At 32.8% G+C, this 12,687-nt stretch carries 11 protein-coding genes; 7 read left to right on the top strand and 4 right to left on the bottom strand.

What is annotated here, in order from left to right; all coding sequences use genetic code 11:
- Position 1 precedes the first annotated feature (1 nt).
- On the bottom strand, positions 2–844 hold the full coding sequence (locus ACQ0RB_RS14020; RefSeq protein ID WP_129760027.1) for a UDP-2,3-diacylglucosamine diphosphatase: 843 nt from the start codon (positions 842–844) through the stop codon (positions 2–4).
- Between the two features lie 187 nt (positions 845–1,031).
- Here ACQ0RB_RS14020 and aroC point away from each other — a divergent pair, with 187 nt between their 5' ends.
- The 7 genes from aroC to ACQ0RB_RS13985 are packed head-to-tail and all read left to right on the top strand — an operon-like array spanning position 1,032 to position 7,638.
- Positions 1,032–2,108: a chorismate synthase gene (gene aroC / locus ACQ0RB_RS14015; protein ID WP_262732867.1), complete on the top strand. Its 1,077-nt coding sequence runs from the start codon at positions 1,032–1,034 to the stop codon at positions 2,106–2,108.
- 9 nt (positions 2,109–2,117) lie between these two features.
- Positions 2,118–2,378 carry a hypothetical protein gene (locus tag ACQ0RB_RS14010; RefSeq protein WP_131506637.1) on the top strand — a complete coding sequence of 87 codons (261 nt, stop codon included), beginning with the start codon at positions 2,118–2,120 and terminating at the stop codon, positions 2,376–2,378.
- 27 nt (positions 2,379–2,405) lie between these two features.
- Positions 2,406–3,731, top strand: a complete 1,326-nt coding sequence (locus ACQ0RB_RS14005; RefSeq protein ID WP_262732865.1) for a dicarboxylate/amino acid:cation symporter — start codon at positions 2,406–2,408, stop codon at positions 3,729–3,731.
- A gap of 43 nt (positions 3,732–3,774) precedes the next feature.
- A complete protein-coding gene (gshB, locus tag ACQ0RB_RS14000) occupies positions 3,775–4,812 on the top strand; it encodes a glutathione synthase (RefSeq protein WP_430499202.1) in 1,038 nt (345 codons plus the stop codon).
- A 3-nt stretch (positions 4,813–4,815) separates the two neighbouring features.
- Entirely contained in the window at positions 4,816–5,646 is an 831-nt protein-coding gene (locus ACQ0RB_RS13995) for a sulfurtransferase (protein ID WP_430499200.1), read from the top strand.
- 1 nt (position 5,647) lies between these two features.
- Entirely contained in the window at positions 5,648–6,478 is an 831-nt protein-coding gene (locus ACQ0RB_RS13990; RefSeq protein WP_430499198.1) for an N-formylglutamate amidohydrolase, read from the top strand.
- Positions 6,478–7,638: a flavohemoglobin expression-modulating QEGLA motif protein gene (locus ACQ0RB_RS13985; protein ID WP_131506641.1), complete on the top strand. Its 1,161-nt coding sequence runs from the start codon at positions 6,478–6,480 to the stop codon at positions 7,636–7,638. Before ACQ0RB_RS13990 ends, ACQ0RB_RS13985 begins: the two co-directional genes overlap by 1 nt.
- Before the next feature lie 140 nt (positions 7,639–7,778).
- Here ACQ0RB_RS13985 and ACQ0RB_RS13980 read toward each other — a convergent pair whose 3' ends face one another.
- From ACQ0RB_RS13980 to ACQ0RB_RS13970, 3 genes are all read right to left on the bottom strand, one after another.
- Positions 7,779–9,803 (bottom strand): mucoidy inhibitor MuiA family protein, encoded by a 2,025-nt coding sequence (locus ACQ0RB_RS13980; protein ID WP_430496427.1) that lies wholly within the window; start codon positions 9,801–9,803, stop codon positions 7,779–7,781.
- Positions 9,804–10,178: 375 nt separating this feature from the next.
- Positions 10,179–10,598 carry a thiol-disulfide oxidoreductase DCC family protein gene (locus tag ACQ0RB_RS13975; RefSeq protein WP_335976036.1) on the bottom strand — a complete coding sequence of 140 codons (420 nt, stop codon included), beginning with the start codon at positions 10,596–10,598 and terminating at the stop codon, positions 10,179–10,181.
- A 185-nt stretch (positions 10,599–10,783) separates the two neighbouring features.
- On the bottom strand, positions 10,784–12,687 hold a 1,904-nt coding region (locus ACQ0RB_RS13970; RefSeq protein ID WP_430499197.1), incomplete at its 5' end, for an endonuclease MutS2.

Here is a 12,687-nt window from a genome sequence, read left to right as displayed (position 1 = left end):
ACTACTTTTTACTGTGTTGGTCAACGATAGTTATAGCAGCTATTAAGTCTTTTACTTCCATGTCTTTTATGTCTTCATCAGCAAAGAATGGAGAGAGTTTGTCTTTGCTATAATTGTATATTTTCCAACGTTTAAATTGGTACTCTAAAGCGGTGAAATTCTCAACCCAATCACCAGAATTCAAATAGGTAGTTTTACCGTGTTTATTTTCTTTAATAATCATTTTAGGTTGATGAATATGACCACAAATAACATAGTCATAACCGTTTTCAATAGCTAAATCTGAAGCTACCTCTTCAAAATCATTAATGTATTTTACAGCACGTTTAACGCTGTTTTTAATCTTTTTAGATAATGAGTATTTTTCTTTACCCATTCGTTCTAAACACCAGTTAGTAAAGCGGTTGAGAAGAATTAATAAATCGTAACCATAACCACCTAATTTCGCTAACCATTTTGCGTTTTGAATAGACACATCAAATACGTCACCATGGAAAATCCAAGCTTTTTTTCCGTCAAGCTCTAATACAATTTTATCAACTATAGAAATTTTTCCAATTTTGGTATCGCTAAATTTACGTAGCATTTCATCATGGTTCCCTGTAATGTAAATAACTTCTACACCATCTGAAGCCATGTCAATTATTTTTTTGATCACTCTTAGATGTGACTTAGGAAAATAACGTTTACTAAACTGCCATATATCAATAATATCGCCATTTAGCACTAACTTTTTAGGCTGAATGCTGTTAAGGTAGGTAAGTAATTGTTTAGCGTGACAGCCATAAGTTCCTAGATGTACATCAGAAATTACAGCTACTTCTACTTTTCGTTTAATCTTCAAGGCAAATACTAGGTTTTAAATGCAAATAACACATTTATATATTACTTAATGTTTAAGAGCCAATTAATTAACCGTGAGTTTATGGTTAAGAGAATGTTATTAAATTTCCCTAGCTAAAGGCAGTCTTTATGAAATTCAATTTTTGTTTCTGTAATATTACATTTACATTAGCGTAAAATAAATGTATATGGCAGGAAATTCCTTCGGAAAATTATTTAAGCTTACCACATTTGGTGAGTCTCATGGAGTAGCAATAGGTGGTATTATTGATGGTTGTCCAGCAGGTTTAACTTTAGATTTTGATGCAATTCAAAATGAATTAAACCGAAGAAAACCAGGACAATCAGACATTGTTACCCAACGTAAAGAACCTGACACTGTAGAGTTCTTATCAGGTATTTTTGAAGGTAAAACTACAGGAACTCCTATTGGTTTTACAATTCACAACACCAATCAAAAATCAAAAGACTATTCGCATATAAAAGATACTTACAGACCAAGTCATGCCGATTATACTTACGACCAAAAATATGGCACAAGAGATTATCGTGGTGGAGGACGTAGTTCTGCTAGAGAAACTGCAAGTAGAGTAGTAGCAGGAGCTATTGCAAAACAAATTTTAAAAGACATAAAAATAAATGCTTACACATCTTCAGTTGGTGATATTTATTTAGAAAAACCTTATCAGGATTTAGATTTTAGTAAAACCGAAAGTAATACAGTGCGTTGTCCTGACGATGCTGTTGCAGAACAAATGATTACTAAAATAAAAGCCATAAGAAAAGAAGGTGACACCATTGGTGGCACTGTAACTTGTGTGCTTCAAAATGTTCCTGTTGGCTTGGGAGAACCTGTGTTTGATAAACTTCATGCTGAATTAGGTAAAGCCATGTTATCCATAAACGCAGTAAAAGGATTTGAATACGGAAGTGGATTTTGTGGCACAAAAATGAAAGGGAGTGAGCATAATGATTTATTTAATGCTGATGGAAGCACAAAAAGCAACTTATCTGGAGGTATCCAAGGTGGAATAAGCAATGGAATGGATATCTATTTTAGAGTTGCTTTTAAGCCAGTTGCAACTATAATGCAAAATCAAGACACCATTAATAGTGAAGGTGAAATGGTAGAAATGCACGGAAAAGGAAGACATGATCCTTGTGTAGTTCCAAGAGCAATTCCAATTGTTGAAGCCATGGCTGCATTGGTGTTGGCGGATTATACACTCCTGCGAAAGCAGGAGTCTCATAATGATTTTGATTAGAAATTAAAGTTGAAAGACCTAGAGGAAAATTATAAAGAAAAAAGGAAAACAACTCCTTTAACAAGAGAAGAATGGCTCACATTTTTCTTTTTCCCATTTCAATCGAAGAAAAGTGCGTTAGATACTAATACTTTTAACAAAGTTGAGGAAGAAAGGTTTCAAAAGTTTGGGTTTGAAAAAAAGATAAAACAATCAGCTGAGGCAAGGGCTTGTGGTTTGGCTTTTTATATTTTACTGTTTTCAATTATTGTTGTAATTGTGAATTGGTAATTTTTACTGATAAAAAAGAAGAATAAGATGAAAAAAATAGCATTACACTGGAAGATTATAATAGGAATGATTTTAGGTGTCATTCTCGGATTTATTATGAATTCCATTTCAGGAGGAAAAGATTTTGTAACCGATTGGATTGCGCCTTTTGGAACTATTTTTATCAACTTATTAAAACTTATTGCTGTTCCGTTAATACTTGCATCATTAATTAAAGGTGTATCAGATTTAAAAGATATCTCTAAGATTAAATCTATGGGATTACGCACAATTGCTATTTATCTGTGTACAACTGTAGTAGCCATTGTTATTGGTTTGTCTATTGTAAATGTGGTAAAACCAGGAGCAGGAATGTCTGCCGATACGCTCGAAAAAATTAAACTCAAATACGAAAATGACGCAGGTGTCACTGATAAACTAACAAAAGCTTCAGCACAACAAGATGCTGGTCCTTTACAAGCGCTTGTAGATATATTTCCGAGTAATATTTTTACAGCTTTAGGTGAAGCTAAAATGCTTCAGGTAATTTTCTTTGCGTTGTTTGTAGGTATTTGTTTACTACTTATACCTGAAAAGAAAGCTAAACCTTTGGTTCGGTTTTTTGACTCACTCAACGAAGTAGTCATGAAAATGGTAGATTTAATTATGCTATTTGCTCCTTATGCTGTTTTAGCTTTAATGGCAAATGTAATTGTTGCATTTGATGATACCGAAATTTTGCTTAAACTTCTCAACTATGCATTATGTGTAATTGTTGGGTTATTTATCATGATTGTCTTCTATTTGATATTAGTAAAACTTTACACTAAAAAATCACCTATCTGGTTTTTAAACAAGATGTCACCAGCACAACTTTTAGCTTTTTCAACAAGTAGTAGTGCTGCAACGCTTCCAGTTACTATGGAACGTGTTGAAGAGCATATTGGAGTAGATAAAGAGGTGTCAGGTTTTGTATTGCCTGTTGGTGCAACTGTAAACATGGATGGAACTAGTTTGTATCAAGGTATTGCAGCAGTTTTTATCATGCAAGTTGTATGGCCTGAAGGATTAACTATAACCAATCAATTAGTAATCATCGCTACTGCAATACTTGCATCTGTAGGTAGTGCAGCTGTACCAAGTGCAGGTATGGTAATGTTAGTAATTGTATTGGAATCTGTCGGTTTCCCTGCTGAATTATTACCTATTGGTTTAGCGCTTATTTTTGCTGTTGATAGGCCTTTAGATATGTGTAGAACAGTTGTAAACGTAACAGGAGACGCTACTGTTTCAATGATGGTTGCTAAGTCATTAGGTAAATTGCACAAGCCTAAGCCTAAAAATTGGGACGACCATTACGAACATGTTAAATAAAATAGCTACTTTTAAAATAGTCTAACTTACCAAAATCAAAACTATGAATGTTTGCTTTTTAATGTATCCATGGGAAAATATTGATCCAGAAAACGATACAAGCTTAGCTTTAATAAAAGAATGTGCAAAACGTGGTCATGGTGTTGCCTTGTGTTCGCCTGCAAATTTAACGATTAGAAATAGTGTTACTAATGCTTTTTGTACAGTTGTAGGTAGAATGGATAAAGTGCCCTCATCATTAAAAGCATTTTATAAAAAAGCCGAATTACGAGAAGAAATGTTGCCACTCGCAGGTTTTGATGCTATCTTTTTTAGAGCGAATCCGCCTTTGGATCCTATAATGCTTAACTTCTTGGATTCAGTTAAAGATGATGTGTTTATCATTAACTCTTTAGAAGGTATGCGAGAAGCAAATAACAAGTTATATACTGCTGCTTTTGGTGATGCGCATAGTAACATTATTCCTAATACACACGTATCAAAAAACAAAAGGTATTTAATTAAGCAAATCAAGGAATCAAAAGCCGATAAAATGATATTAAAACCACTAAATGGATTTGGTGGTTCTGGTGTTATTCTTATTGAAAGATCAGCAATGAGTAATATCAATTCATTGTTAGATTTCTATATTTCAAATTCTGATGGAACTTCAAACTATGTCATTCTTCAAGATTATATAGAAGGTGCAGATCAAGGAGATGTTAGAATTTTAATGCTCAATGGAGAACCTGTTGGAGCCATGAAACGCGTTCCTGGAACCGACGATCATCGCTCTAATGTGTCTGCTGGTGGAAGCGTTCAAAAACATATACTTACTAAAGCTGAAAAAGCTTTGTGTAAACAAATTGGACCAAAACTAGTTAAAGACGGTTTATACTTTGTAGGTATTGATGTTATTGGTGGAAAACTAGTTGAAGTAAATGTGATGTCTCCTGGAGGCATAACTTACATCAATAAAGTGTATAAAAACAAAACCAAAGTTGAAGAAAAGGTTATTGATTTCCTTGAGAGTAAAGTCCTCGATAATCTGGAGGCATTTAACCGTCGTTCGCGATTAAGAAAAACTGTAGAAGACGCTTAGTATATGCTACACGTTCCAAAGCCTTTAGTGTCTGTTCATTGGCTAAACCAACATTTAGCGAATGAAAATCTTATTGTTTTGGATGCTACTATTGGAAAAGTTACTGAAGCAAATTCTGATAGTAATTCTTCAACACAAATTGTCTCTGCACGTTTTTTTGATATTAAACAAAAATTTAGCGACACTAATGCGTCGTTTCCTAATACATTTCCTTCTGTAGAGCAATTTACTACTGAAGCACAAGCATTAGGAATACATAATAATAGTTGTATTGTAGTGTATGATGACAAAGGTATTTACTCAAGCGCTCGTGTTTGGTGGATGTTTAAAGCTTTTGGTTTTAATAATATTGCGGTTTTAGATGGTGGACTACCAGAATGGATTAAACATAATTATCCACTAGAAACAAAAGCTGATTATTCAGGCAAACCTGGAAATTTTACAGCAAGTTACAATGCAGGATTTATAAAGTTTTTTGACGATGTAGTTAACGAGGTTGGTGAAGACAACCATATTATCGTTGATGCACGTTCACATGCTAGATTTAGTGGTGAAGAACCTGAACCTAGAGCTGGTTTAAGAAGTGGCAATATTCCTGGTTCTTTCAACATACCTTATACGTCTTTACTTGAAAACGGTTGTTTTAAAGATGTTGAACAATTACAGGCTATTTTCAAGGCTGTTTTAAGCGAACATAAGCAAACTACTTTTACTTGTGGTTCTGGTATTACAGCTTGTGTTTTGGCTCTTGGAGCAGAATTATCAGGATATAAAAACCTATCAATTTATGATGGTTCTTGGACTGAATGGGGAAGTTTAACCGAAGACGAATAATATGGAACGTTTATCTGTAGAAAAAATCATTGAAAATATCAATCTTGAAAAGTGTTTTCATGCTGTAGCAGAAGATTATTCTTTCACCATAAAAATTGATGAATATGTGCATTACGCTTGTGGAGCTGTACACGATGGACATCAGTTCAGAAAAGAACTTTGGGACAATTGTTTACATACCGAATATGAACGATGGTATGAAGAAGATCCTGAAACTAAAAACATGATAGCTTCACATCCAATTGTTATTGCTGGTTGCGACTCTAGATTTGAATATGATTTGAATAGAACTTCAGAAGACGCTGTTTTTGAAACTGCTTGGGGAAAACAACTATGGAACACACCACTTCCTGAAGCCCAAAAAACTAAAAGTTTGAATAAGCATGCTGCTTTTTACAAAGTAGTACATGCGCTTATCAATAAGCTCGAAGAAAAATTTGGTGTTTGTGTGGTTTACGACATGCACAGTTACAACTGGCAACGTTGGGATAGGGAAGTGCCTACTTGGAATTTGGGTACAAGTAATGTGGACAATAATCGTTTTGAACCATCTATTGAAGCTTGGAGACAAAGTCTTTCAGAAATTAAATTTCCTAAGAATATCCCATCTACATCTAAAATCAACGACACGTTTCAAGGCAATGGATATTTCTTAAAATATATTACCAATAACTTTAAAAATACCTTAGTTTTGGCAACCGAAATAGCCAAGGTGTATTGTGATGAGTATGACCAAATTATTTATCCTGAAGTTGTTTCGACAGTAGCACAAGAGCTTAAAACCAGATTACCAAAACATGCTGCAGAGTTTTATAATACTTATTCTAAATGATGCTTGACGATACCTTAATTGAAGAATACCAAAGTCTTTTTGATATTGATGCAAACCTAAACCGCTTGGTTAAAAAAATAGAGTTGCTCAATTATATCAATCCGTTGAATATTGAAAGTGAAAAAAAACAGTTTTTTGCTTCTAAATACAAGTATGAACCTAACTTTAAGTACCCAAAATTAAAGTTTAATGGTTACAAGCTACATCGTTTATTTTACTCACAGCGTTTAGAGCGTATTGAAGATGATGATATTCGTCAATTATATGAAGATATAATTTATGAATATTCTGGTTTGATTGAATGTATTGAAACCATTAACCAAGGTAGAAAATTCTATTTCAACAGCTTAAAAAGTTTTGGAACACCAACTGAAAAGGATATTGACAACGCTAAATTTATTCTGCGTTTTGATGATACCGACTTTGAAGAAGATATGCTTCCTATGTACGATGCCAATGAAGCAAAAGCGTATTTTGAAGACTTTGCAAAGCGTTATGATTTTAAATACAACTTAAAGCTGTCAACTAACATTTCAGCAGCAGCAATGGTGATTAACAATACACAAACGTTAGTGTTGCGTAAAAACCATAAGTTCAGCAAAAATCAATTAAAAGTATTGGCAAACCACGAAATTGGAGTACACATGGTAACCACTTTTAATGGGTTAAACCAACCTTTAAAAGTCTTTTCTAACGGATTGCCAAACAATGTTGAAACCCAAGAAGGTTTAGCAGTGTTTTCTGAATACAAGTCAGGATGTTTAACCTTGACACGACTAAAGGAACTAGCATATAGAATTATTGCTGTAGATAGCTTGATAAAAGGCTATTCGTTTGCTGATACGTTCGATTTACTTTATAGTCAATATAAACTCAACAAAAACAAAGCCTTTTCAATAACCTTGCGAGTGCATAGAGGAGGAGGTTTTACTAAAGACCATTTATATTTAACAGGTTTAGAAAAAGTATATAAATACGCTAAAGCTGGTAAGGATTTGGATGTATTATTAACAGGAAAAGTGTCTTTAGAATATATTGATACCATAAAAAAACTTCAAGAATTAGGTTTAGCTAATACCTCAAAACACTTTACTGATGCTTATCTTAACGATGATGTCGCTAATAAAAACCTAGATTTTATTTTAAAAAGTTTGAAGTAAAGCCTCAAAACAAAAACATCTATTAGTTTCCCTAATACCTGTGTAAGGTTAGACATGCCTTACAAAAGAATTTGAGCAGTTCCCAACTAACTGAAGTTAGGCTCAAACTGATGTCGCTTCGTTTTGAGGCTTATTTTTTGTCACATATTAATGCGTTTATGCTTTGGATATTTCAAAGTATATCCAAAATTCAGCTTTTTAGATTCGTTTGAAGACAGTTTAAGCTTCCATTCCATAATTCCTTTGTCCTTATCATAATTTGAAGTGCCTGTTTCAATATCATCTACTTTAATGTCTTTGTTTTGACTTATTGGAATTCTATCAAGTACAACAATATCAATTGAAGTAGGTTTGTTATTCTTTAATTCAATATCATAATTTTTAGTGATAATCTTGTTACTGCCTATAAAAGCGTTCTTTTTAAAGTCTTTATTTTGAGAACGTTTTATTGCAACATTAGGATCAACTCCTAAAGATACTGTAAGACTGTCAGTTGTAGCGTAAGGGTTAATGTTGGTTGTTCCTGAATAGCTACCTTCAAAATACACATTGGCTTCAGCAGGTAAAAGATTATACTGTTCCCAATTGCCAATTTTTGCAGTTAAAAATACGTTTTCGTTTATCACAGGAGCAGTAAAATAAGAATATGTTGCATCAATTGAATACGTGTCAATCTCAATAACTGTTATATCTCCATTTGAAGTAATGCTATAATTTTTTTGAATTTCAAATCGTGTATTTGTAATACCTTCATCAATAAAATCACCATTACTAGTCGTTCTTTTTGTGGTAACTAGTACAACACCATTTGCAGCTCTAGAACCGTAAATACTTGTAGCACTTGCATCTTTTAAAATATTAATATTAGAAATACTGTTTTGGTCTAGCTGATTAAAGTCTTTTGCGTCCATTGGAACTCCATCAACAATATATAGAGGATCTTTATCTTTTTTAACCGAATTATTACCTCGTATTCTTGTACTTGCATAACCAGTAACTACTATTTCATCAAGTTGAGCAACATCTTCTTGCATTGAAACATTAATCGTGCTTGAATGTATTGGTAAGACTTCGCTCTGCATACCTACATATGAATATTCAACAGCATTGCTTTCTCCTGTAACCCTCAACATGTAGTTTCCGTCAAAATCAGTTTGAGTACCATTTGTAGTACCTTGTTCAATAACACTAACTCCTGGAAGTGGTAAACCATCTGAAGAAGAAGTTATGGTACCTGAAATAGTCTTTACCATTGGGTTGTACTTGTAATTATAATTTTTTGTTGCACGTTGATTTTGATAATTACTATAAGGACTTATAAAATTTAAAAATTTAGTGTTTACATCTGGTTTTAAATTGTTTGTTGTTGGGTCACTGGTAGAAAGTGTAAGTTTTACATCATCCCAATCAATACCAGTTGTTTGATATACATGAGCCTTATATTGCAGGTTAATTGGCGCATCAATTTTCTCAGCTTTTAAATCGTAAATAGGGAACCATCCTGCGTTTGTTACATTGTATTTAATTATCAAATTTAGTTTTTCTGTTACTGCTGAGTTGAGTTTTAAACTAATTTCACCTGTTTGCACTTTATCATCTACATTAAGCTCTTGTAATTGCTTTTGAATTAATAAAATTGACGCATTGTATTCTTTTTTTTGTTTTTCAGATTTATAAATAAGCGCATTTATCTCTGTAATACGAGTTCGATAGTAATTAGCAAAAGCCTTAACTTTTTCCAAACTTACTGTTTCAGTATCACTACTTAATTTTCGGTTATTTTGAATTATAAAAAGTTCTTCGTTATACCCAGAAATCAATTGGTCTTCTATTTGAATTTTATCATACAATACATCTTTTTGGGTTTGTAATGAATCTATCGTCTTGGTATAATTTTTTTTGGTTAAATAATTGATGCCATAATTAATAGAAAGTACAGAGGCTTGTTTTAGTCCAGAAACTTGAATGCTACTCTCTTGAATATTAGGTGAGAGATTATCCAAAACAAATTCGGTTGTACCAACAGGAAGACTAACAGTAGTTGTTCGTGTTATTTGTGCTCCATTTAAGTACACTGTGACTTCTTTAATAGTGGAAGACGTATTTTTCTTGTTAGCATAGCCAAGAGTTGAAACTATAAAGAATAATAGTAGAATGTTTTTCATGATTGTAGATGATTTAGTTTTGTTAAGTAAAACTATTACCACACCACGAAAATTAAAACCTCTATTGAGTTTAAGGCTTCTTTCTTTGAGTATAATCCTATTTTGAGTTAGTTAACAAACAGATAATTAAACTTATGCAGTTCATAGACATTATTTACAATTATGCCTTTTTGAACAAATTTTTTAGGCTTTATATCGATATTTTTATGCTCCCTAACACGTAACGTATACATTTACAATATTAAAATAATGTGCTATAAATCAAACTTTTATAATTGATTCCCTTTAGTTATTAAAGTAATTTTTAGAGTTAAATTAGTTTTTAATTAGTTGTTAATTGTTAGAAAAAGCCCACTTGATTAAGTGGGCTTTTTTTTATTTTAAAAATTTAGATTGTAACTCTGGAGTAGGTATCATGCAAGCCTCTTGTTTGCCATACCATTTGTAACGGTTTTTGGCAATAAAATCGTAAACCCAATTACGAATAAACGTAGGAACGATTAAAAACACAGCCATCAAGTTTCTAGGAAAACCCAATTGAGATGCTATTTTTAAAGCAGCAGTAGATTTGTAATACAGTCCTTTTTCGTGTGAAAACAATAAAATAGAATCTATCTTAGACGTATCTATATTAAAATCCTTTATGATTTCTTGTCCTGTATTGTTTTGCAATGCAGTAAACATAAACGTATTGTGTTTATCATGTTTAATAACATATTGAACGGAACTATTGCAAAGGTTGCAAACACCATCAAAAAGAATTAATTGTTTATGTTCTGGTAAGTTGTATTTCACAATACAAAAGTACAATATCTTACAGTAGTGAATTTAAAAAATTGAGTTAAATCACTCTATGTTCCAAAAGTCAGTTCGAGTGATTTTTTGAAAAAATTGTATCGAGAACTTCTTTAAACGTAAAATCCTTATTCTCGATACATACCAACACTAAGTGTTGGCATACTCGAATTGACAGTATTTTATTATTTCTTAGCTTCTACCAACTCCAATAAGTCCAAACTTACATTGGTAGTAAACATACCATAGTTAACGGTTGCTTTCCCTTTTTCAATAGTATCAATACTACCAATAGCACGACCATCTTCCATACGAACTCTATCGCCAACTTTTAAAACAGGTTTTGGTTTTTCAACCACAACTTCCTTTTTCTTAGCTGCTTTTTTCTTTTGTCGTATAACGTTTACTTTCTTTTCAACTTCCTTTTTAACTTGCTGTTCTTTGTTCTTTTCAGCACGTTTTTGCTTTGCTGAAATCTTCTTGCGCTTAGAATTTTCTATCTGTACAAGCTTAAAAAGTTCGTCCATAAGTTGACGTTTACGCTTGTTTTCAAAATAACCTTCAGCAAGTTCGTTTACCTTTTGTCCTAAATAAATCAAGCGCTGGTTACTATCATATAACTCTTGATAGTTCTCTAGTTTCTTTTGAACTCTAGCATTGATTTCTTCTAGCTTATCAGCTTCATTTTGCTTTTTCTGTTCGTTTTCTTTTAATGAACGCTCTGTCTTTTCAAGTTTACTACGTTCTTTTTGAAGCTTAGCAATGGTTCGGTCAAAACGTACTTTACCACGTTCAATTTTTTTTTTAGCTCTGTTGATTAAACTATACGGAATTCCGTTTTTTTGCGCTACTTCAAACGTAAAACTACTTCCTGCTTGACCTAAAACCAGTTTAAACATCGGTTCCAGAGTTTTTTCATCAAACAGCATATTGGCATTTTGCATAAACGGTAATTCGTTTGCCAAAATTTTTAGGTTAGAGTAGTGTGTTGTAATAATTCCGTAGGCTTCTCTATGGTAAAACTCTTCCAAAAAGGTTTCAGCTAAAGCGCCACCAAGTTCAGGATCACTTCCTGTACCAAACTCATCAATTAAAAACAAGGTGTTTTTATTGCACTTTCTTAAAAAGTAATTCATTTGTTTTAAGCGATAGCTATAGGTACTCAAATGATTTTCAATAGATTGATTATCACCAATATCAGTAAGAATTCTATCAAACAAACACACATCACTTTTTTCATGAACAGGAATAAGCATCCCGCTTTGCAGCATAACTTGAAGCAGTCCTATGGTTTTTAAAGTGATACTTTTTCCACCAGCATTTGGACCTGAAATAACAATAATCCTGTTTTCAGGTTGCAGTTCTATAGATTGCGGAAAAGTCTTTAAACCTTCCTTTTTATTAGATAAATAGAGTAGTGGATGGTACGCGTTTTTAGCAATATAGGTTTTATTGGTATTGATATTTGGCAACAACGCATTGGTACTTTGTGCATATTTTGCTTTAGCAGCAACCACATCAATTTTAGTTAAAAAGGTTTGGTATTGCTCCAAAAGTTGAACGTAAGGTCGTGTAGCTTCAGTAAGTGCTTTTAGTATTTTTTCAACTTCTTCTTGTTCTTCAAACTCAAGGTTGTTGAGCTCTCTGGTATGTTGAAACGTTGCTTCAGGTTGCATGTAAATAATACTTCCTGTTTTGCTGTTACCAAGAATACTACCTTTTACTTTACGTCGGTACATAGCTTTAACAGCAAGTACACGTTTGTTTTCAATAACGGTTTCCCTGATATCATCTAGATAATCCAAAGCACTGTAACTGTTAAGCGCACTAGTAAAACTTTGGTTTATTTTTCCTCTTACATTGTTTATAGATTGCCTAATGGTGTAGAGCTCTTGTGATGCTTTATCTTTTACATCACCAAATCGATCAACAATTACATTGATTTGGTTGATTAACTCTTTAGTAACTTCAATGTGGGACGCATGAGTGGATAAAGTAGGATAATACTCTTCAAACTTCTTTAAAAACGTGATAATTTCATTACAAACGGTTGAAATGGATACAATTTTTTTAAAGCTAAGAGTTTCCA

Source organism: Gaetbulibacter sp. PBL-D1 (assembly GCF_050509525.1).
GTDB classification, from domain to species: domain Bacteria; phylum Bacteroidota; class Bacteroidia; order Flavobacteriales; family Flavobacteriaceae; genus Gaetbulibacter_B; species Gaetbulibacter_B jejuensis.
This window is presented reverse-complemented; position numbering and strand designations above follow the sequence as displayed.